Below are 20,543 nucleotides of genomic sequence, written 5' to 3'. Positions count from 1 at the left end.
GTTCACGCCACCAGCATCGGCAGGCGTTCCCAACCACGCACCGTCGAGGTGGGTGAGAGCGCCGCATCATCGAGATCCACGTCCCAGTCCGGGAATCGGGTGAGGATCTCGTCGAGCGCGATACGGGCCTCGATGCGGGCCAGCGCGGCACCCAGGCAGAAATGGGCACCGTGGCCGAACGCCAGGTGCATACCGATGTCGCGGTGGATGTCGAAGCGGTCCGGCTCGGCGTAGCGGCGCTCGTCGCGGTTGGCCGCGGCCATCACGATCAACAATGCGCTGCCGGCGGGGACCGTATGCCCGTGCCACTGCGCATCGACGGCCAGGGAGCGCGCCGCGTGCGGGGCCGGGTTCTCGAACCGCAGGATCTCCTCAATTGCGTTGGGCACCAACGACCGATCGTGCACCAGTTCCCGGCGCTGATCCGGATGCTCGGCGAGCACCTTGACGGTCCAGCCGATCAGGCGCGCACTGGTCTCGTTGCCCGCCCCGGCGATGACGTGCACATAGGTCAGCAGTTCGCGCCGGGTCAGCCGGCGCCGGGTGCCGGTCCGGTCCTCGAACTCGACGTTGAGCAGGTCGGTCATGATGTCGTCGGACGGATGCTCGACGCGCCAGTCGATGTAGTCGGCGAAGGCTCCGCCCAATGCCATGTTCTGTTCGTTGATCCGCATGCCGCGTCCGGCCTTGGTCCGCATGTTGGCATTACTCATATCGCGGATCGCGATCTGGTCGGCGTCGGGAATGCCCATCAGCATGCTGATCACCCGCATCGGCATCTGCGCGGCGAACTCACCGATCACATCGAACCGCCCGGTGCCGATCAGCGGATCGAGGTACTCGGCGCAGTACGTCCGGATCGCCGGTTCCAGCGCGGCGACCTTGCGCGGGGTGAACACCCGCGACATCAGTGTGCGGTGGATGGTGTGGCTGGGCGGGTCCTCGGCGACGACGATGCCGGGCGGCATCTCGACACCGGACTTGATGAATTCCAGGACATTCCCCCGCCCGGAGATGAAGGTGTCGCGGTCGATCAGTGCCCGCTCGACATCGTCGTAGCGGCTGACCGCGAAGAAATCGTGCGTCGCGTTGTAGTACAGCGGCGCCTCGTCGCGTAACCGGCGGTAGGTCGGATAGGGGTCGCGCGTGATCTCGACGTTGTACGGGTCGTAATCGATGTCGACTGTCATGCCGGCTCCTCGTCGTCCCGGCAATCCTGACCCCGCCCACCCGCATCGGCGTGAGTACCGCGCTACCCGAATCGCCGCGCAACGACCGATGACCGCGCACCAGCGACCACCGGGCGCGGGCAGGCCACCGACCAGCGACAATCTTCGATTTCGACTGGCCGGACACGCTACGGCGCCGGTATGTCCGGTTACCGCCGCCTTTTTGACGCCAGCCTCAACGACCCGGCCACCTTCTGGGCCGACGCCGCCAAGGCGGTGACCTGGACGTCCGAGCCGCAGCGCATACTCGACGACACGCACCCGCCGTTCTACCGGTGGTTCCCCGACGGCGAGCTCAACACCTGCGCCAACGCGCTGGACCGCCACGTCGCCGAGCGCGGCGATCAGACCGCGCTGATCTACGACTCCCCCGTCACGGGTACCAAGGCCACCTATACCTACCGCGAGTTGCGCGACGCCACGGCCCGGTTCGCCGGGGCCCTGCGCGGGCTCGGGGTGAACAAGGGCGATCTCGTGGTGATCTACATGCCGATGGTCCCCGAGGCCGTCATCGCGATGCTGGCCTGCGCCCGGCTGGGCGCGGTGCACTCGGTGGTGTTCGGCGGGTTCGCCGCGCACGAGCTGGCCACCCGGATCGACGACGCCCGCCCGGTGGTCGTGGTGAGCGCATCCTGCGGCATCGAGCCGACGCGCACCATCGAGTACAAGCCCATGCTGGATACGGCACTGGAGATCGCCGAGCACAAGCCCCGGGCCTGCGTCATCCTCCAGCGCGAGCAGTGTCCCTGCGAGCTGGTCGACGGGCGCGATCACGACTGGCAGCAGCTGGTGGCCGACGCCGCACCGGTCGACCCGGTGCCGGTGGCCGCGACCGACCCGCTGTACGTGCTCTACACCTCGGGCACCACCGGCAAACCCAAGGGCATCGTCCGCGACAACGGCGGGCACGCGGTGGCCCTGCTGTGGAGCATGCGCCACATCTACGACGTGGAACCCGGCGACGTGTTCTGGGCGGCCTCCGACGTCGGCTGGGTGGTCGGCCACTCCTACATCGTCTACGCGCCCTTGCTCCTGGGTGCGACAACCGTTCTCTACGAAGGCAAACCGGTCGGCACCCCCGACGCCGGGGCGTTCTGGCGAGTGGCCGCCGAGTACGGCGTCAAGGCGCTGTTCACCGCCCCGACCGCGATCCGGGCGATCAAGAAGGAAGATCCCGAAGCCACGCGGCTGGCCCACTACGACCTGTCGGGGCTCAAGTACCTGTTCCAGGCCGGCGAGCGCCTCGACCCCGACACCTATCACTGGGCCAACGACAAACTCGGCATCCCGGTGGTCGACCACTGGTGGCAGACCGAAACCGGCTGGGCCATCGCCGCCGACCCGATGGGCGTCGAACCCCTGCCGATCAAGCCCGGTTCGGCCACCGTGCCGATGCCCGGCTACGACGTACAGATCCTGCGTTCGGACGGCACCCGGTGCGAGGCCGACGAGGAAGGCGCCATCTGCATCAAGCTGCCACTGCCCCCGGGCACCCTGCCCACGTTGTGGGGCGACGACCACCGCTATGTCGCGTCGTATCTGTCGGCGTTCACCGGCTACTACCTCACCGGCGACGGCGGCTACGTGGACTCCGACGGCTACCTGTTCGTGATGGGCCGCACCGATGATGTGATCAACGTTGCCGGACACCGGTTGTCGACCGGGTCGATCGAGGCCGTGCTGGCCGACCACCCCTCGGTGGCCGAATGCGCGGTGATCGGTGTCGCCGACGAACTCAAGGGGCAGGTGCCGCGCGGCTTCGTGGTGCTCAAGACCGGTGCCTCGACCGACGGGATCACCCAGGAGCTGGTCGACCGGGTGCGGGAAAACATCGGCGCGGTGGCGGTTTTCAAGAAGGTCGACGTGGTGGCGGCGTTACCGAAGACTCGTTCGGGCAAGATCCTGCGCAAAACCATGCGGGGTATCGCCGACGGTCTGGACGAGCCGGTGCCCTCCACCATCGAGGATCCCGCGGTGCTCGACGCGCTCAAGGACGTCCTGCGCCCCTGAGTAGCCGCAGCCCGTTGAGGGCGACCAGGATGGTGGAGCCCTCGTGGCCGGCCACGCCCAGCGGTAACGGCAAGTGCCCGAACAGGTCCCAGGTCACCAGGACGGTGATGACGGTGCCCGCGATGACCAGGTTGGCGATGACCAGCCGCCGGGCCCGCCTGGACAGTGCCACCACCGAGGCGATCGCCGAGAGATCATCGCCCACGGTGACGACGTCGGCGGTGTCGACGGTGAGGTCGGCACCGCCGCGCCCCATCGCCATCGACGAATGCGCGGACGCCATGGCCGGCGCGTCGTTGACGCCGTCGCCCACCATGAGAACCCGTCGGCCATCGGATTCCAGTTCCCGGACAGCGGTGGCCTTGTCGTCGGGCAGCAGTCCGGCCCTCACATCCTCGATGCCCAGCTGCCCGGCCAGTTGCGCTGCGGCGGCGCGGTTGTCACCGGTGAGCAGCACGGGCGAGCGTCCAGTCAGGGACCGAAGCGCCCGCACGGCAGCGGCCGCGCCCGGGCGGGCCTGGTCATGCAGCCCCAGCAGCCCGATGGGGCGGCCGTCGACCGTCACGACGACGGCGGTGGCTCCGGTGGCCTCGATCTCGGCCACCGCCGCTATCGCCGGGCCCACGTACGCCGTGGGGCTGAGTACCTCGACCGCACGACCGTCGACGGCCGCCCGGACCCCGCGGCCCGCGCAGGCGGTGAAGCCGGTGGCCTCGGGCACCACGACGGCGCGGGATGCCGCCTCGGCGACGATCGCCCGCCCGATCGGGTGCTCGCTGAATTGTTCTGCGGCTGCGGCGGTTGCGAGGACCCGGTCGGGCGCCGCCTCGCCGAGGGGTACCACCTGCGATATCCGGGGAGCGCCGGTGGTCAGCGTTCCGGTCTTGTCGAGCACGACGACGTCGGTGTCGGCCAGTCGCTCCATGGCGACCGCGGATTTCACCAGCACGCCGCGCCGGCTGGCGTTGGCTATCGCGCACAGCAGGGGCGGCATGGTGGCGAGCACGACCGCGCAAGGCGAGGCCACGATCATGAAAGTCATGGCGCGCAACAGAGTTGAGCGCAGATCGGCCCCCAGCGCCAGCGGCACCGCGAACAGCGCCAGGGTCGCGACCACCACGACCACCGAATAGCGCTGCTCGACCTTCTCGATGAACAGCTGCGTGGTGGCCTTGGTCGCCGAGGCCGCGTCGACGGCCGCCACGATGCGGGCCATCACCGTGCTCGACGGATCCCGAGTAACCGTGACCCCCAGCGCCCCAGCGGTGTTGAGCGTCCCGGCGAAGACGTCGTCACCCGCCTGCTTGGCGACGGGCAGCGGTTCACCGGTGATCGAGGACTGGTCGACATCGGAGGACCCGCCGGTCACCGTGCCGTCAGCCGAGATCCGTTCCCCCGGCCGGATGAGGATGCGGTCGCCGGGCCGCAACGACTCCGCGGCGACGACACGCTGGGCACCGTCGTCCTCGATCAAGGTCGCGTCGGGCGGGGCCAGGTCGAGCAACCCGCGCACGGAACGTTCGGTTCGTGCGGTGGCCACATCCTCCAGCGCACCCGAAGTCGCGAAGATGACGATCAGCAATGCGCCGTCGAATACCTGCCCGATGGCTGCCGCACCGATCGCCGCCAGGATCATCAGCAGGTCGACATCGAGCGCGCGGTCACGCAGTGTCCGTACGCCGGACACCGCGGATTGCCAACCGCCGGCGAGATAGCACGCGAGATACAGCGTCCACCACAGCGGTTGTGGCGCATCGGCCAGCTGCGCAACCACGCCGCAGAGCATCAACACCAGGGCGGCGACGGCCCAGCGCACCGAGTCCAGAGACCAGATCCACGTGCCGATCCGGCGCGCACCGACAAGTCGGGCGGTGCCGTCACGGCCGTCGCGTACCGGCAACCGGTCGGCCGACAGAGCGGTCATCGAGTGCGCCTCCCGTTCATCCTCGTCGCACACATCTAAGACATTTAAACATGTAGAGATTGAGATGTATTAACTACGTTTTGGGCCACGTGCTTGAATGAATGCCATGGGTCACGGAGTCGAGGGGCGGGCGACGCCGGCGGCGTCCCTTGACGCCGCCTCGGCGGCCAAAGTCGCCGAGACCCTGCAGGCCCTGGCGTCCCCCAACCGATTGCTGATCCTGACCCGACTGCGGGAATCGCCGTGCTCGGTCACCGAACTGTCCGCGGCGGTCGGGATGGAACAGCCCGCGGTCTCCAATCAGCTCCGGCTATTGCGGGCGCTGGGCCTGGTGACCGGCGACAGGTACGGCCGCAATATCGTGTACCGGCTCTACGACAGCCACGTGGCCCAACTTCTCGACGAGGCCATCTACCACATCGAGCATCTCCGACTGGGCGCCCGCGACACCACGGCTTGAGCCGCTAAACGCGCTGCGGCCAAAGAGTTTCACGCACTGTTCACTTCAGCGTGCCGATCCGAAACAGGCCTCGTGGCAAAACTCGCGCCATTGCCGGAATCCTTTATTTTCGCGGTGACCCGAACTATTGTGAAGTCGTTATATGTTGATATCCGCCCAAACCTCGGGAGTTTGCTGCCGGCCATACCGGCGGTACCCGAACAGTGAGGAGTTGAACAACGATGCGCATGGCAACCAAGGGATCCTGCACCTGTCGCTGCAATGCCTGCGATGGTGGCCACCACTGCGGAAACCCCCCGAACTGCAACGCGCGGCGCTGACGCCGTCGGTGACCTGTCGTCCGGGCAACCGGCGACAGGTCACCACCCCTGACCGCTACGCCGCCTGATCATCGGGCCATAACCTCATCGATCGCACCGATCGGTAGTGCGATCTCGTGCTGTCTCGCTCCTCCGCCTGTTCTCTCCGGCACTTTTCCCCCTGCCGCCCCGGTTCCCCGGTTCCCGCCCTGCGCTGTCTTATGCTGCGGTCGTGCTCACCGCGCTGACCTGGGGTCTGGTCGCTGCATCCTCGCTGCTCATCGGCGCGGTCGCCGGCGTGGTCCGGGACTGGAATCAACGCCTTGTCGGCCTGGTCCTCGGTTTCGGCGCCGGCGCGCTCATCTCCAGCATCTCCTTCGAACTCGCCGAAGAGGGCTTCCGCGCCAGCGGCGCCTGGGCGGTGGCCCTCGGCCTCGCGGTCGGGGCCGTGGTGTTCTATCTCGCGGACAAAGCAGTAGATCGGCTGGGCCGCAAGGGAACCCAGACCGCCGGGCTGCCGTTGCTCCTCGGCGCCCTGCTCGACGGCATTCCCGAACAGGCCGCCCTGGGCATCGGCATCGCGGCCGGAGCCGGCGTCAGCCTGGCCCTCGTGGTGTCCATCTTCGTGTCGAACCTGCCCGAGTCCATCGGGTCTGCCAGCGACATGAAATCCGCGGGAGAGCCGGCCCGCCGGATTGTGGGCAGCTGGGCCGCTATCGCCGCACTGTGCGCGCTGGCCACGGTCGGGGGCTATCAGCTGCAGAACGTGGCCGGCGCCGAATTCCGGGGCGGCATCAACGGTTTCGCCGCCGGAGCGCTGTTGGTCATGCTGGTGGGTTCGATGATCCCGGAGGCCACCGAGAAAGCCAGGGAGAACGCCGGCCTGGCGGCCGTGCTCGGTTTCGCCGTTGCCGCGGGACTGTCGCTGGCCGGGTGAACCGGCGGCGGGTTAGGTTCGGCAGGTGACTGCGCAGTGGCACCTGGGACCTGTCAGCGTCGGGGTGCACAACCTGTTCGTCGCCCTCGGGGTGTCCGCAGCGCTGCTGGTGTTCGTCCTCGAGGCCCGCAGGCGCGGCGCGGTCAACGAGCAGTCCGTGGTCGCCGCGGCCGGGGCACTGATCGGCGGCGCGATCGGGATGAGGTTGACCGGGTGGGTGCGTCACCTGGACTTCAGCGCGAATCCGACCCTGGCGCAGGCCTGGCAGTTCGGCTCGCGAAGCATCCTCGGCGGACTGCTGGGCGCCTATCTCGGGGTGCTCGTCGCCAAACGACTCGGCGGTTATCGCGGCAAGACCGGCGACCTGTTCGCCCCCGCGGTCGCACTCGGCATGGCGATCGGCCGGATCGGCTGTCACCTCACCGAAGCCCCCGGGCGCCCCACCACCCTGCCGTGGGGCATCCATGCACCACCGGATACCCCCGAGTGCCCGGGCTGCCTCACCGGCGCCGCCATGCACCCGTCGTTTCTCTACGAGATCGCCTTCCAGCTCACCGCATTCGCTGTGCTGTTGTGGCTGCGCCCCCGCATCGGCAGGCCCGGTGAACTGTTCGTGCTCTACGTCGCCGGCTACGCGGTGTTCCGCTTCTTTGTCGAGTTCGTCCGGGAGAACGACACCGTGTGGCTGGATCTGACCCGCCCGCAATGGTTCCTGCTGCCGTCATTGCTGATCCTGGGGTTTCGGCTGTGGTACGGCTACCGCCGCGGGTACTATCGCAACCCAGCCCACTCTCAGGAGGTGCCCGTATGACGACACCGCCCGGCCCACCTGACGATACGACCCCACCCGGCGACGTGCCACCGGAGTTCGGCCCACAAAGCTTTGAACCACAAGGGATTCCACCCGCCTATCACGGCGATCCACCCGTACCACCGCCGCCACCCCCGCCTCCTGCACCGCCACCGGGCTACCCCTACCCGCCCGGCTACTCGTACCCGCCCGGCTATCCCTATGGCCCGCCGCCACAGCCCCCACGGCGCATCTCGGTGCCCATGGTGATCCTCGGCCCGTTTCTCTACGCCGCACTCAATCTGGTGATCGGGTTCATCGGCTTCATCGGCGCCGGCGCCGCTGACAGCAGTGGCGGCAGCACCAACCTGGTCCTCGGCGGCACCGCGGTGCTGTTGGCCCTGATCGCCTTCGGTGGCGGCACCGTGATGCTGTTGTCGAAGAACCCGACGGCCAAGGGACTCGGCATCGGGCTGATGGTCGGCTGGGCGCTGGTCTCGTTGTTCACCGCCGGGTTCTGCACCGGCCTCAACCCCGAGCTGTACGCCCTGTGAGCACCGGGATGGGGCTGCGCGGCGACCGGCTGCACCGGTACGTCACCGCGTTCTGCCCGCATTGCCACGACGAGGCACCCGAGCGCCCGCTGGCCGACGTCACGCGGCTGGCCGGCATCCTGGTCGAGCGCGACGGGCAGGTCTGGCTCGAACGTGGCTGCCGCACACACGGATTGGTGAGGACCCTCTACGACGAGGACCCCGAGATCCTGTCCTACCTGGAAGAGTGGACCGCCCCGACGAAGGCCCACATCCCTGACATGGCCGGGAACTTCGACCCCATTCCGTCGGCCTATCTGCGTGGTCTGCCAGAGATGCAGACGCAGCACACCTGCATCCTGCTGGAGGACATCGCCGAGACCTGCAACCTGCGCTGCCCGACCTGTTTCACCGACAGCTCACCCGATTTGCGCCACGTGGTGCCCACCGCCGACGTGCTGGCCAACGTCGACCAGCGGTTGGCCCGGGAGAACGGTCGTATCGACGTACTGATGCTCAGCGGGGGCGAGCCGACGCTGCACCCGAACCTGGCCGAGCTGCTCGATGAACTGGTCGCCCGGCCGATCACCCGAATCCTGGTCAACAGCAACGGGGTCCGCATCGCCAACGACGACCGGCTGCTCGATCTGCTCACCGCGCACCGCGAACGCGTCGAGGTGTACCTGCAGTACGACGGGTTGTCCGAGCAAGCCCACCGTCATCACCGCGGTGGCGACCTGCGGAGGACCAAAAGCCAAGCCCTCCGGCGGCTTTCCGAGCGGGAGATCTTCACGACCCTGGTGATGACGTGCGCACTGGGGGTCAACGACGACGAGATCGGGGACATGGTCCGCCTGGCCCTGGACACGCCGTACGTCGGCGGGCTCACCATCCAGCCGCAGTTCGGCTCCGGTCGCTCCGGCGCGATCGACCCGATGAACCGGCTCACCCACACCGGGGTGCTCAAACGGCTGGGACCGCAGACCGACGGCGCGGTCACCTGGCGCGACCTGACGGCACTGCCCTGCTCGCACCCACACTGCTGTTCGGTCGGGTATCTGGTCCGTGACGACAGCGACCAGTGGCGGTCCCTGGTGTCGCTGATCGGCACCGAAAGCCTCAAGGACAAGCTGGGTCTGGTCTCCAACCGGATCGCCGACACCGAGCTCCCCCGCCAGCTGCGCATGGCGGTGCAGGAGTCACTGCTCGGGCTGCTCTCGGAGCAGTCCTCGCTGTCGCATCCTCAGATCGGCGACGTCTGGCGCGCCATCTGCGAGAGCTGCGATCTGGGTATGGGGACACTGCTGACCCTGGCGTCCTCGGCGCTGCCGGGCCGCCGCCGCAAGATCCGCAAGCTGCTCGGCGAGCGCGTGGTGCGACTGACCGTCAAACCGTTCATGGACATGTCCACGATGATCGAGGAGCGCCTGATTCAGTGCTGTGTGCACGTCGGTACCCGCTCGCAGCAGCCGGATACGACCAACCATCAGTGCGCGCCGTTCTGCGCCGTCCAGGCCTGGCCGGCGCTCGGACGTCAACGGCTGTCGTTGTCGGCCGGGCAGGCATTACCGCTCATCGAGATTCGATAGGGGTGGCGAAAAACCAGGTCGTGGCGCACATCGAGCTCGACAAGCAGGTCAAACGGCTTTTCTGCCAGGCACCGATGGCAGAAACTGCGAACTGGTGTTCCTAACCGTCCTCTTAAGCTGCTAACTTGCCATGAAGTGGGTGTCCCACTGCCGGGGGGCCTGCCAACTCTTTTGGACCAGTCAGGAGTGAATGCCTTGAAGACGAATATCAGTACGGCCTTTGCCGGAGCGGCCATCGCCGCCGCGGCGATCGTCGCCGGCGCCCCGATGGCGCTTGCCGACGCCGACACCAGTGCCGTCACCACCGCTTCGCTCGGCGGCCAGGGCAAGCTGGACGGCGGCACCCAGGTCTGGACCGTGACCGACCTCAAGCCCAGCACCGACACCATCAACTACGCGCCGCACGGCACGCTGTGGGAGGTCACTGCGACCAACGAGGCTCTCCAGGGCTCGGTCACACCGATCGTCTCCAACTTCAACATCCGCGCAGCCGACGGCCAGAACTACCGTGCGCTGTTCCAGGTGCCCAGCACCCAGGGCGTCAACCCCGCCACCCTCGCACAGGGTCAGAAGACCAGCGGCAAGATCTACTTCGACGTGACCGGTGACCAGCCGACCTCCGTCGTCTACAACGCAGGCGGCAACGACGTCCTGGTGTGGAACAAGACCGCCGCACCCGCAGCAGCCCCGGCCGCCGCCGGCGCGCCGAAGCGTCCGGCTCCCGCAGCCGCCCCCGCCGGCACCCCCGCCGCACCGGCTGCCGCAACCCCGGCCGCACCGGCCGCTCTGACCCCGGCCGCCCCCGCCGCCACGCCGGCTGCACCGGCCGGCACGGGCGCGGGTAGCCGCGCGGCAGACCTGCCCGCCGCCACCCCGGCACCGGGCGCACCGGCCGCAACCCCGGCCGGCACCGAAGCGGTTCCGGCCGCTCCGGCGCCGGGTGCACCGGCCGCCGAGTCGACCCCGGTCGCGCACGGCACCCCGGTCGCCGAGGGTGCCCCGGCAGCTGCTCCCGCAGGTGCCGGCAACGCCGCCGCCGCGGTTCCGCCGGCCGAGGGCGTGCCCGCCGAGGGTGCACCCGTCCCCGCCGCCGCTCCTGGCGCTCCGGCTGCCCCCGCGGCACCGGGCGCTCCGGCTGCTCCGGCCGCTCCGGCACCGGGCGCTCCGGCCACCGAACCGGCACTGGTTCCGGCAGGCACCCAGCCGGCCGTCACCACGCCCGCCCCGGCCCCCGCGGTCGCGCCGGCGAGCAACCACGGGACGGCGTCCTGATCTAGGTAGTCACGGCAACGGCCGGACGCGGGCAACCGCGTTCGGCCGTTGTTTTTTTGTGGGGATGCCAAAGGCAGAGAAGCGTTTCCGAGAAACGGGTCAGGCGATCGACAGCGCGATGCCGTCGAGAATGTCGTGCTCACTGACTACCAGTTCGCCGATGCCGGCCCGCTGCCCGAGTGCAGCCGCCAACTCCTCGACGATGATCGCGCCGCCGCCGATCACATCGGCCCGGCCGGCATGCATCGGCCCCAGCGCCAGGCGCTCGGCCTTGGTCATCCCGATCAGCTGCTCACACACCCCGAGCAGCTCGTCGAATCCGATGCGGGACAGATGAATTGCGTCAGGATCGTATTCGGTCATGCGCTGCGCGAGCGCCGATAGCGTCGTCATCGTCCCAGCCACACCCACCCAGGTGTGCGCGCCCTCAACCGGCACCACCCGCAGCGCCTCGGCCAGGCCGTCACGGGCCGCCGCCCGAGCCTGCGCCACCTCGTCCGCGGTGGGCGGATCAGAATGCAGGCACCGTTCGGTGAGCCGCACACACCCGATGTCGGCGGAGAAGCTCGCCCGCACAGCGGTGTCGCCGCGCACCACCTCAGTCGAGCCGCCACCCAAATCGACGACCACGAAAGGGCCTGCGGCAGGGTCGAGTTCACCCACCGCACCCCGGAAGGACAGCTCGGCCTCCTCGGTGCCGGTGATGACCTCCGCCAGGGACCCCGGGACCACCTTGCCCAGCAGTCTCGCCGTCATCGCGAAGAACTCGTCGCGATTACCTGCATCGCGCGCCGCCGAGGTCGCGACCATCCGCACGGCGGTCACCGAACTCTCTGCCATCAATGCCACGTAATCGGCCAATGCGGATTCGGTGCGCGCCAACGCTTCCGGAGCGAACTGACCCGTGGCGTCCACACCTTGTCCCAGCCGCACGACCCGCATCTCGCGATGCACGTCACGCAGCTTGCCGTCCACCACGTCGGCGATCAGCAGACGAATCGAGTTGGTGCCACAGTCGATCGCGCCGACCCTGCTCAAACCCATACCTCACGATCCAGGATTCCGGCCATCGCCGGCTCGACCGCCAGCACTGCCAGCGCCTCGTCACCGAAGGGATTGACCCCGGGACCTTTTGCCAATGAGTGGGCCATCACCACGTGCAGACATTTGACCCGGTCGGGCATGCCGCCCCCGGTGAAGGTCGTGCCCAGCGGCTCGATCGCGTCCCGCTCGGCCAGATACGACTCATGCGCCCGCCGGTAGGCCGCGGCCAGTTCCTCGTCCTCTTGCAGGCGTTCGGACATGTCCCGCATCAGCCCGGAGGATTCCAGTCGGCTTGCGGACGCCGTAAGCGCCGGATGCGTCAGGTAGTACAGCGTCGGGAACGGCGTACCATCGGGAAGCCGGGGTGCGGTCTTCACCACCGCGGGCTCGCCGTTGGGGCAGCGGTAGGCGATCTCGAGGACACCGCGCGGTTCCCGGCCCAATTGCCGTGTCACGGCCTCGATGTCGGCGGGATCAACCATTGGGACCTCTGGGCTCGGCAGGCGGCGGCGGAACAGGCGGTGCGGGCGGTCCGCCCGGCGCGGGTGGGGGCCCGCCGATCGTCGGGGAAACCCCGTGCGGCTCATCGGCAATCGTGTGCCACAGCGAGGTGTACCAGGGCTGGCCGGCGGGCACCGTCGACCCGGGCAGCACCGGCGTTCCCGGGTCGGACACCATGGCCCCCGGCGGTAGTTGCACCTGATAGGGGGTGTCGCCGGGCATGACGAAGCCGAGCCGTTCCCGGGCCTGGGCCGCGATGAACACCGGGTCGGCCAGCTTGACCTTCTGCTGTTCGAGGTCGGCGATCTGGGTCCGCAACCGTTCCTCGCTGGCTTTGAGTTGTTTCATCTCGGTGCGCTGGGCGAAGTAGGTGCGCACCGGCCCGGCGATGGTCAGGGTCAGCACGCACACCACCGCGGCCAGGATCGCTGCCCGGCGTGCCGTCGACCCGAACCGCTGTTCGGACTGCAGCTCGGCCTGCTGCTGAGCTTGCACCGCAATGGCTTTGGTGACCTTCTCATCGGCCACCGGCTCGGCCTGCGCCGGGCGGGATTCGGCCCCCCGGCGTCGGGGCTGCGAAGCGCGCGGCCGATTCGATTCCCCGGCCTTGCCCGGCTTGCCGGGTCGGGAGGCCGGGGACCGTCTCTTCGGATCGGGCCGCTTCGCTTCGGGCATCGACGTGTTGGTGCGCAGACGCCTGCGTTACTTGGCTTCGAACCGCGGGAACGCGAGATCGCCCGCGTAGCGCGCGGCGTCGCCGAGCGCCTCCTCGATGCGCAGCAGCTGGTTGTACTTGGCCACCCGCTCGCTGCGGGCCGGAGCACCGGTCTTGATCTGACCGCTGCCCACCGCGACCGCGAGGTCGGCGATGGTGGTGTCCTCGGTCTCGCCGGAGCGGTGGCTCATCATGGTGCGGTAGCCGCTGTTGTGTGCCAGCGCAACGGCATCCAGGGTCTCGGTGAGGGTGCCGATCTGGTTGACCTTCACCAGCAGCGCGTTGGCGGCGCCACGCTCGATGCCGTCCTCAAGGCGTTCCGGGTTGGTGACGAACAGGTCGTCGCCGACCAACTGGACCCGGTCCCCGATGGCAGAGGTCAGCGCGACCCAGCCGTCCCAGTCGTCCTCGGACAGCGGATCCTCGATCGACACCAGCGGGTAGGCGTCGATCAGGCCGGCGTAGAACTCGCCCATCTGGTCGGCCGTGCGGGTCTCCTTCTCGAACGCGTAACCCGTACCGTCCGTGTAGAACTCGGTGGCCGCGACGTCCAGCGCCAGGGCCACATCGCTGCCGAGCTTGAACCCGGTGGCCTCGATGGCCGTCGCGATCAGGTCCAGGGCTGCCTTGGTGCCCGCGACGTCGGGAGCGAAGCCGCCCTCATCGCCGAGACCGGTGGACAGCCCCTGCTTCTTGAGCACGGACTTGAGCGAGTGGTAGACCTCGGTACCCCAGCGCAGCGACTCCTTGAAGGAAGGAGCGCCGATCGGGGCGACCATGAACTCCTGGACGTCCACCCCGGTGTCGGCGTGGGCGCCGCCGTTGAGGATGTTCATCATCGGCACCGGAAGGATGTGCGCGTTCGGGCCACCGAGGTAGCGGAACAGCGGCAGCGCGGCACTGTCGGCCGCGGCCTTGGCCACCGCCAGCGAGACACCGAGGATCGCGTTGGCGCCCAGCCGGGACTTGTCCGGGGTGCCGTCGAGATCCAGCAGGGCCTGGTCGACGAGACGCTGATCGTCGGCGGCCAGGCCGATGATCGCCGGAGCGATCTCGTCGAGCACGGCCTCCACGGCCTTCTCGACGCCCTTGCCGCCGTAGCGGGAGCCGCCGTCGCGCAGCTCCACCGCTTCGTGTTCGCCGGTCGACGCGCCCGAAGGCACCGCTGCCCGGGCGAACGTGCCGTCGGTCAGGGCCACCTCGACCTCGACCGTCGGGTTGCCACGGGAGTCGAGGATCTCGCGGGCTCCAACCTGCTCGATGATGGGCACTGGCTTCTCCTTATTGAGTCCTGCGTGTAGGGATGAGACTAGATCGTGGTCCGCATAACGGCGTGTTTGGGCTTGTCACACGTGTCACAAGCCGTGACCGGCCGCGTATGCCGTCGCCCAGTCCCGGACCATTCGGGCGTACTGCTCGGAGTTGTTGTAGGCCTTCAGCGCCGTCATCCAGCCTCGCGGGGTGGACAGGTCCTTGCCGTACCAGCACAGCAGTCCGGCCGCAGAGAGCGCCGCGTCGTCGAAATTGTCCGGGCTCACCACCCCGTCGTTGTTGGCGTCCACCCCGAAATGCCCCCAGGTCTCCGGGATGAACTGCATCGGCCCCATCGCACGGTCCATCAGCGGATCGCCGTCCAGCTTGCCCTTGTCGGTGTCGGGAATGCGCAGGTTGCCGGCGGTCCCGTCCAGTTGCACACCACGAATCGGCGGGGTGACGTCGCCGTTGCGCGCGATCATCGCGCCACGGTAGGTGCCGTGGTGGCTCTCGACCATGCCGATCCCGGCCAACGTGGTCCAGGCCAGCTGGCAATTCGGGTTCTCGACCTGGGCGACGCGCGCGGCGTAGGCGTAGGCCTCCAGGGCGTTGACGGGCATGCCCAGCGCGGGTGCCCGCTGCTCGGCCCACTCGTGCAGCTGATCGGCGGGCCTGCCCTTGGCATAGGTGTCGATCGCGGGCACCGGATCCCCGGCCGGCGGCGGCACACCTTCGGGAATTGGGGTCCCCAGATGCCACGAACAGCTGGATGCCAACAGCAGCGCTGTCGCAGCAATTACGGCGACAGCCCGCAGCCAACGCACTGGCGACACCGGACTCCCTCAACCCCGCTCTATCTGATTGGCCATCGTCGCATGCGCGGCTATGAACGCGACGAGCGACGGGCCCGTGCCGGAAGAACGGCAGGTGAAGTCGGCCGGACCCCCAGGCCCCCCTGCTAAGGTGAGCCACGCCTTGCTATGGCAAGGCAAGGCTACGTTTTTTATGGTGTTTTCACCCCGGTCGAACGAGGACGCTTTGATGACTGCCATCTCGGACGTTCCGACCAGCACGCTGGCCGCGTCCAACGTCACATCCCAGGTGTTCGGCAGTGGCCTGATCGGTTTGCGGGAAGGCCTCGAAGCCGCGATCGTGGTGTCGATCCTGGTCGCGTTTCTGGTGAAGTCCGAACGCCGGGACGCCCTCAAATGGGTGTGGCTGGGCGTCGGCGCGGCAATCGCCATGACCGTCACCGTCTTCCTCGTGATCCAGTTCGGCGAGAACACCATCAGCGGACTCGGCGCCGAAGCCATCGCGGGTATCGCCTCACTGATCGCCGTCGTCATCGTCACCACCATGGTGCTGTGGATGAAGAAGGCTTCCGCCTCGATATCCGGCCAACTGCGCGGCGAGATGTCCCAGGCTCTGGAGACCGGCGGTATCGCGGTGGCGCTGCTGGCCTTCCTCGCCGTGGGCCGTGAAGGTGTGGAGACCGCGCTGTTCATGGTCGGCTACGCCGAGGCCGAGACGCTCTGGCCACTCGTCGGTCTGATCATCGGCGTGCTGATCGCCGCGGCGATCGCCTACGGCATGTACGCGGGCGCCGTGCGGATCAATCTCGCCAAGTTCTTCAAGTACACCGGGATCTTCCTGATCGTGGTGGCAGCCGGAATCCTCGCCTACGGGATCAAGGCGCTGCAGACCGTCGGCTGGCTGCCAGGGCTCAGCGCCAAGGCCTTCGACATGAGCGGCGCGTTCGACTGGTCTGCCTGGTACGGCGAGATCATCCAGGGCGTCTTCAATATCGACCCCACGCCGACCGTGCTGCAGTTCGGTGCGTGGCTGGCCTACATCGTCGTGGTGCTGGCGCTGTTCCTGAAGCCGATCCGCGCTGCCGGCGCGGCATCGGCCGGTGCCTCAACTTCCTCCGAGCCGACCGTCGAGCCGGAGACCCCCACCGCATCCGAAAGGTCGACCAAGTGAAGATCACCCCTGCCGTCAAGACCGGATTCGCGGCCACCGCCGCGGTGCTGGCCGGCCTCTCGATGACCGCCTGCCAGGCCAAGGAGGCCGACAGCGGCAGCGCGAGTGGCGATGGCGCCCAGAAGACCGCCCAGATCACCGTCGACGCTTCGGACACCGAGTGCAAACTGTCCGGGACCACCGCGACGACCGGGCCGAGCACGTTCGTCGTGACCAACAACGGCAACAAGGTCACCGAGTTCTACGTCTATGGCGAGGGCGAGCGGGTCATGGGCGAGGTGGAGAACATCTCCCCCGGGCTCAAGCGGCAGCTGATCGTTCAGCTCACCCAGCCGGGCACCTACCAGACCTCCTGCCGGCCCGGCATGGTCGGTGAAGGCATCCGCGGCAATTTCGAGGTCACCGGCGAAGCCGTACAGATCGACACCGAGGGCAAGTTCAAGGAAGCCGCCGACAGCTACAAGCGCTACGTGCTCAGCCAGACCGATGCGCTGATCCCGGCCACCGAGGCGTTCGTCGCCGCGGTCAAGGCCAAGGACGTCGCCAAGGCCAAGTCACTGTTCCCGACCGCACGTACCTACTACGAGCGCATCGAGCCGGTCGCCGAGTCGTTCCCCGACGATCTGGATCCGCGTATCGACCTGCGCGAGGCCGATCTGGAGCCGGGGCAGAAGTGGACCGGGTTCCATGCCCTGGAGAAGCAGTTGTGGGTCACCGGTCTGCAGCCCGACGCCGACGCGCTGGCCGACCAGCTGCTCGCCGACGTCAAGGAGCTCGAGGCCGGCGTGAAGGCGCCGGACTGGACCATCGACTCCACTCAGATCGCCGGCGGCGCCCAGGGGCTGCTCGACGAGGTCGCATCCAGCAAGATCAGCGGTGAAGAGGACATCTTCAGCCACACCGACCTCTGGGATTTCAAGGCCAACGTCGAGGGTTCGCAGACCGCGGTGGCCTCAGTGCGACCGATCCTCGATGAGCGCAACGCCGAACTGGGCAAGCGCGTGGACCAGCGGTTCGCCGATGTGGAGAAGTTGCTGGAGAAGTATCGTGAAGGCGACGGCTTCGTCTCCTATGACAAGGTGACCGAGCCGCAACGCCAGGAACTGTCGCGCGCCATCGACGCGCTGAGCAAGGAAGTGAGCCAGGTGCAAGGTGTCATCGCCCACCAGTGATTCGGTAGCGGACTCGGGCGTTCCGACACCGGACGCCGAGCCGCCCACCGGATTCTCCCGGCGCAAGCTGTTCGGCGCCGCCGGGGTGACGGCCGCGGTTGTCGGTGCGGCCGGCGCAGGTGCGCTGGCCGGCCGGGCTTCCGCGGCCAGCACGCCGCATGGTGCCCTGCAGGGGCCGGTCCCATTCCGGGGTGACCGGCAGGCAGGCATCATCACCGAGGCGCAGGACCGGATGCACTTCTGCTCCTTCGACGTCACCACCGACAACCGCGAGGACGTCGTCGCACTGCTCAAGCAGTGGACCCAGATGGCCGAGCGGATGACGCGTGGCGAGGAGACCGAGGCCGGCGGCGCCGTGGACGGCAACCCGTATGCGCCGCCGTCGGATACCGGGGAGGCGCTGGGCCTTCCGGCCTCACAGCTCACCCTGACCATCGGGTTCGGGCCGTCGTTCTTCCGTAAGGACGGCAAGGACCGCTTCGGCATCGCCGACAAGCAGCCGGCCGAGCTCAAGGATCTGCCGAAGTTCCCCAACGAGACCATGGATCCGGCCCGCAGCGGGGGCGACATCTGTGTGCAGGCCTGCGCCAACGATCCGCAGGTCGCGGTCCATGCGATCCGCAACCTGGCCCGCGTCGGGTTCGGCACGGTCGCAGTGCGGTACTCGCAGCTGGGGTTCGGCCGCACCTCGTCGACCACCCGGGACCAGGCCACTCCACGAAACCTGTTCGGGTTCAAGGACGGAACCAACAATCTCAAGTCGGATCAGACGGACCTGCTCGACAAGAACGTCTGGGTGGCCGAGGGCGACGGGCCGGCCTGGCTCACCGGCGGCAGCTATCTGATCACCCGGCGGATCCGGATGCGCATCGAGAACTGGGACCGCACCACGCTTCTGGAGCAGGAGCGGGTGATCGGGCGGCAGAAGGGCAGCGGCGCCCCCAACGGCTTGCAGCAGGAGTTCGACGAGCTCAATTTCGAGATCACCGACGGCAAGGGCAATCCGAAGATCGACGTGGACGCGCACGTGCGGCTGGCCTCGGCCGAGCACCTCGGCGGTATCGAGATCCTGCGTCGCGGCTACAACTTCACCGACGGCTCAGACGGCTTCGGGCACCTGGATGCCGGATTGTTCTTCATCGCGTTCGTGCGCAGCCCCGAGAAGCAGTTCATCCCGATGCAGCGGGAACTGTCCCGCAAGGATGCACTCAACGAATACATCACCCACACCGGGACGGCCGTCTTCGCCTGCCCTCCCGGGCTGCGTGACGGCGACACCTCGGGGTACTGGGGATCGACGCTGTTCGAGTGAGGCATTGACCCGATGACGCGCAACACTCGAATACTGCTCACTGCATTGGCAATCGCGGTGCTGGCCATCGGCGTTTTCGTGTACCAGTCGGTGCGTGATCGCGGCGGCCCGCCGCCGGTGGCATCCGTCGAAACCGGCCAGGTGGTACGCGAGAACAGTCACCGGCTGAACTCCGTTCCCGACAGCGACGTGACCTTCGTGGAGTTCCTCGACTTCGAGTGCGAAGGTTGTCGCGCGGTGTATCCCTCGATCGAGCAATTGCGGTCCGCGTACGGCGACCGGGTGAACTTCGTCATCCGCTACTTCCCGCTCGGCGCTCACTACAACGCCGAACGAGCGGCACGCGCCGTCGAAGCCGCCGCCCAACAGGACAAGTTCGAGGCGATGTACAAGAAGATGTACGACACCCAGGGCCAGTGGGGCGAGAAGCAGGATCCGGCGGACGAGGTATTCCGGGGCTTCGCAGGAGAACTCGGCCTCGACATGGCGGCATTCGACAAGGCCTACAGCGACCCCGCCACCGCCGCCCGGGTCCAACTCGATGTGGCCGACGGCCGCGCCCTGGGCGTGCAGGGAACGCCGACGTTCTTTCTCAACGGCGAGCGCATCCAGCCACACAGCTATGAAGACCTGGCCGCGTCCTTCGACCAGGCGCTGGCCGAGTAGAGAGCCCGCGCGGCGCCGTCATCCGCCGAGCAGGATCTGGCTGAGCCGGGTGGTGGTTGCGACGCCTTCGTCGTAACCCCCCTGCCCGTTGAGCCCGTTCATTATCGCCAGCGTGTATCGCTGTTGGGGACCGGCGAACCCGACCGAGTTGACGACCCAGCCGCCCTGTTCCTGCGACCACCCGTTCTTGTTGCCGGGGGTCATGGGCGGTCCGGCACCCCACACGCCCCACTGCTGTTCCCCGCCGACCCGCTGCATCTCGGTCACCACGGCGGAGGCGTCGGTCGGATTCAATTGGGCCAGTGTGTAGTTCATCAACCGGTCGAGATCGTTGGTGGTGGACTTCTGGAAGCCCCAGTACGGGAACACGTCACCGAATCCCGGTTGCGGCCGCAGGTCCGTCATGCCGTAGCGGGGGAAGCCCGCGTTGAATGCCTTGTGGTCGGCTCCGCCGTAGCGGCTCCACAATGAATCGGCCGCGTCGTTGTCGGAGTTCCGCAGCATGTTCACCATCAGCTGCCGGTCGTTGCCCGACAGGCGCAATGCCCCGGCACGTTCCCGGGTCAGCAGATCGACCACCATCGCCAGCTTGATGGTGGAGGCGGTCCAGATCATCGTGTTCGCATTGGCATTGGCGTAACGCGTGCCCGCTGCGCGATCGCGCAGCACGTAGCCGACGGTGCCTGGCCTCGACGCCAGGTAGGCGTCCGCCGCCGCGATGCGCGAGCGCAGGTCACAACCTGTGGTGGGACACTGCGCGACGGCCTGCGGTGCAACCATTCCGAGACTGAGGACCAGGACGACGGCAGCGATCCGCAGTACCCGCATGGCCACACCGTAGGGCTCGGCGATC

20 protein-coding genes are annotated in these 20,543 nt (G+C 68.0%); 12 read left to right on the top strand and 8 right to left on the bottom strand.

Annotation, left to right across the window (positions count from 1 at the left end):
• Nucleotides 1-2: 2 nt before the first annotated feature.
• Nucleotides 3-1,190, bottom strand: a complete 1,188-nt coding sequence (locus tag ACNQVK_RS11465; protein ID WP_418029613.1) for a cytochrome P450 — start codon at nt 1,188-1,190, stop codon at nt 3-5.
• 180 nt (nt 1,191-1,370) lie between these two features.
• On the opposite strand from ACNQVK_RS11465, the gene ACNQVK_RS11460 reads away from it, so the two are divergent.
• Nucleotides 1,371-3,239, top strand: coding sequence for a propionyl-CoA synthetase (locus ACNQVK_RS11460; RefSeq protein ID WP_418029612.1), 1,869 nt, complete (start codon nt 1,371-1,373; stop codon nt 3,237-3,239).
• On the opposite strand, the gene ACNQVK_RS11455 is transcribed toward ACNQVK_RS11460, so the two are convergent.
• Complete coding sequence (locus ACNQVK_RS11455; RefSeq protein ID WP_418029611.1) at nt 3,217-5,163, bottom strand: heavy metal translocating P-type ATPase; 1,947 nt, start codon at nt 5,161-5,163, stop codon at nt 3,217-3,219. The genes ACNQVK_RS11460 and ACNQVK_RS11455 overlap by 23 nt on opposite strands.
• Before the next feature lie 106 nt (nt 5,164-5,269).
• Here ACNQVK_RS11455 and ACNQVK_RS11450 point away from each other — a divergent pair, with 106 nt between their 5' ends.
• The 7 genes from ACNQVK_RS11450 (at nt 5,270) to ACNQVK_RS11420 (ending at nt 11,043) form a co-directional block, all read left to right on the top strand.
• A complete protein-coding gene (locus tag ACNQVK_RS11450) occupies nt 5,270-5,623 on the top strand; it encodes an ArsR/SmtB family transcription factor (RefSeq protein ID WP_044521695.1) in 354 nt (117 codons plus the stop codon).
• A gap of 211 nt (nt 5,624-5,834) precedes the next feature.
• Entirely contained in the window at nt 5,835-6,011 is a 177-nt protein-coding gene (locus ACNQVK_RS11445) for a hypothetical protein (RefSeq protein WP_418029610.1), read from the top strand.
• 143 nt (nt 6,012-6,154) lie between these two features.
• Entirely contained in the window at nt 6,155-6,859 is a 705-nt protein-coding gene (locus ACNQVK_RS11440; protein ID WP_211155645.1) for a ZIP family metal transporter, read from the top strand.
• Nucleotides 6,860-6,884: 25 nt separating this feature from the next.
• Nucleotides 6,885-7,670: a prolipoprotein diacylglyceryl transferase gene (locus ACNQVK_RS11435; protein WP_418029609.1), complete on the top strand. Its 786-nt coding sequence runs from the start codon at nt 6,885-6,887 to the stop codon at nt 7,668-7,670.
• A complete protein-coding gene (locus ACNQVK_RS11430; RefSeq protein WP_418029608.1) occupies nt 7,667-8,203 on the top strand; it encodes a hypothetical protein in 537 nt (178 codons plus the stop codon). The genes ACNQVK_RS11435 and ACNQVK_RS11430 overlap by 4 nt, the downstream gene beginning before the upstream one ends.
• An 8-nt stretch (nt 8,204-8,211) precedes the next feature.
• Nucleotides 8,212-9,771 carry a radical SAM protein gene (locus ACNQVK_RS11425; RefSeq protein WP_418034114.1) on the top strand — a complete coding sequence of 520 codons (1,560 nt, stop codon included), beginning with the start codon at nt 8,212-8,214 and terminating at the stop codon, nt 9,769-9,771.
• A gap of 195 nt (nt 9,772-9,966) precedes the next feature.
• Nucleotides 9,967-11,043: an MPT63 family protein gene (locus ACNQVK_RS11420; protein ID WP_418029607.1), complete on the top strand. Its 1,077-nt coding sequence runs from the start codon at nt 9,967-9,969 to the stop codon at nt 11,041-11,043.
• Nucleotides 11,044-11,142: 99 nt separating this feature from the next.
• Here ACNQVK_RS11420 and ACNQVK_RS11415 read toward each other — a convergent pair whose 3' ends face one another.
• From ACNQVK_RS11415 to ACNQVK_RS11395, 5 genes are all read right to left on the bottom strand, one after another.
• On the bottom strand, nt 11,143-12,087 hold the full coding sequence (locus tag ACNQVK_RS11415; RefSeq protein ID WP_418029606.1) for an exopolyphosphatase: 945 nt from the start codon (nt 12,085-12,087) through the stop codon (nt 11,143-11,145).
• Nucleotides 12,078-12,569 (bottom strand): DUF501 domain-containing protein, encoded by a 492-nt coding sequence (locus ACNQVK_RS11410; RefSeq protein ID WP_418029605.1) that lies wholly within the window; start codon nt 12,567-12,569, stop codon nt 12,078-12,080. Before ACNQVK_RS11410 ends, ACNQVK_RS11415 begins: the two co-directional genes overlap by 10 nt.
• Nucleotides 12,562-13,263 carry an FtsB family cell division protein gene (locus tag ACNQVK_RS11405; protein WP_418029604.1) on the bottom strand — a complete coding sequence of 234 codons (702 nt, stop codon included), beginning with the start codon at nt 13,261-13,263 and terminating at the stop codon, nt 12,562-12,564. Before ACNQVK_RS11405 ends, ACNQVK_RS11410 begins: the two co-directional genes overlap by 8 nt.
• 27 nt (nt 13,264-13,290) lie before the next feature.
• Complete coding sequence (gene eno / locus ACNQVK_RS11400) at nt 13,291-14,574, bottom strand: phosphopyruvate hydratase (RefSeq protein ID WP_418029603.1); 1,284 nt, start codon at nt 14,572-14,574, stop codon at nt 13,291-13,293.
• 84 nt (nt 14,575-14,658) lie between these two features.
• Nucleotides 14,659-15,390 (bottom strand): lytic transglycosylase domain-containing protein, encoded by a 732-nt coding sequence (locus ACNQVK_RS11395; protein WP_164480904.1) that lies wholly within the window; start codon nt 15,388-15,390, stop codon nt 14,659-14,661.
• A 208-nt stretch (nt 15,391-15,598) separates the two neighbouring features.
• On the opposite strand from ACNQVK_RS11395, the gene efeU reads away from it, so the two are divergent.
• The 4 genes from efeU to ACNQVK_RS11375 are packed head-to-tail and all read left to right on the top strand — an operon-like array spanning nt 15,599 to nt 19,690.
• Nucleotides 15,599-16,540 (top strand): iron uptake transporter permease EfeU, encoded by a 942-nt coding sequence (gene efeU, locus ACNQVK_RS11390; protein ID WP_418029602.1) that lies wholly within the window; start codon nt 15,599-15,601, stop codon nt 16,538-16,540.
• Nucleotides 16,537-17,712, top strand: a complete 1,176-nt coding sequence (gene efeO, locus ACNQVK_RS11385; protein ID WP_418029601.1) for an iron uptake system protein EfeO — start codon at nt 16,537-16,539, stop codon at nt 17,710-17,712. The genes efeU and efeO overlap by 4 nt, the downstream gene beginning before the upstream one ends.
• Nucleotides 17,693-19,024: an iron uptake transporter deferrochelatase/peroxidase subunit gene (gene efeB, locus ACNQVK_RS11380; protein ID WP_418029600.1), complete on the top strand. Its 1,332-nt coding sequence runs from the start codon at nt 17,693-17,695 to the stop codon at nt 19,022-19,024. Before efeO ends, efeB begins: the two co-directional genes overlap by 20 nt.
• A gap of 12 nt (nt 19,025-19,036) precedes the next feature.
• Complete coding sequence (locus ACNQVK_RS11375; protein WP_418029599.1) at nt 19,037-19,690, top strand: DsbA family protein; 654 nt, start codon at nt 19,037-19,039, stop codon at nt 19,688-19,690.
• Nucleotides 19,691-19,708: 18 nt separating this feature from the next.
• On the opposite strand, the gene ACNQVK_RS11370 is transcribed toward ACNQVK_RS11375, so the two are convergent.
• Complete coding sequence (locus tag ACNQVK_RS11370; protein ID WP_418034112.1) at nt 19,709-20,518, bottom strand: tat pathway signal sequence; 810 nt, start codon at nt 20,516-20,518, stop codon at nt 19,709-19,711.
• Nucleotides 20,519-20,543: the final 25 nt, after the last annotated feature.

The sequence above is a fragment of the Mycobacterium sp. 134 genome, from assembly GCF_048282715.1.
Classification (GTDB): Bacteria; Actinomycetota; Actinomycetes; order Mycobacteriales; family Mycobacteriaceae; genus Mycobacterium; species Mycobacterium septicum.
The sequence above is the reverse complement of the archived record's forward strand: the minus strand, read 5'-3'. Positions and strand labels throughout refer to the sequence as shown.

Bases quoted from the DNA above. Each gene is read 5' to 3' on its own strand.
- ACNQVK_RS11465 (WP_418029613.1), bottom strand. From the start codon at position 1,190: ATGACAGTCGACATCGATTACGACCCGTACAACGTCGAGATCACGCGC.
- ACNQVK_RS11460 (WP_418029612.1), top strand. From the start codon at position 1,371: ATGTCCGGTTACCGCCGCCTTTTTGACGCCAGCCTCAACGACCCGGCC.
- ACNQVK_RS11455 (WP_418029611.1), bottom strand. From the start codon at position 5,163: ATGACCGCTCTGTCGGCCGACCGGTTGCCGGTACGCGACGGCCGTGAC.
- ACNQVK_RS11450 (WP_044521695.1), top strand. From the start codon at position 5,270: ATGGGTCACGGAGTCGAGGGGCGGGCGACGCCGGCGGCGTCCCTTGAC.
- ACNQVK_RS11430 (WP_418029608.1), top strand. From the start codon at position 7,667: ATGACGACACCGCCCGGCCCACCTGACGATACGACCCCACCCGGCGAC.
- ACNQVK_RS11425 (WP_418034114.1), top strand. From the start codon at position 8,212: ATGGGGCTGCGCGGCGACCGGCTGCACCGGTACGTCACCGCGTTCTGC.
- ACNQVK_RS11415 (WP_418029606.1), bottom strand. From the start codon at position 12,087: ATGGGTTTGAGCAGGGTCGGCGCGATCGACTGTGGCACCAACTCGATT.
- ACNQVK_RS11410 (WP_418029605.1), bottom strand. From the start codon at position 12,569: ATGGTTGATCCCGCCGACATCGAGGCCGTGACACGGCAATTGGGCCGG.
- ACNQVK_RS11405 (WP_418029604.1), bottom strand. From the start codon at position 13,263: ATGCCCGAAGCGAAGCGGCCCGATCCGAAGAGACGGTCCCCGGCCTCC.
- efeU (WP_418029602.1), top strand. From the start codon at position 15,599: ATGACTGCCATCTCGGACGTTCCGACCAGCACGCTGGCCGCGTCCAAC.
- ACNQVK_RS11375 (WP_418029599.1), top strand. From the start codon at position 19,037: ATGACGCGCAACACTCGAATACTGCTCACTGCATTGGCAATCGCGGTG.
- ACNQVK_RS11370 (WP_418034112.1), bottom strand. From the start codon at position 20,518: ATGCGGGTACTGCGGATCGCTGCCGTCGTCCTGGTCCTCAGTCTCGGA.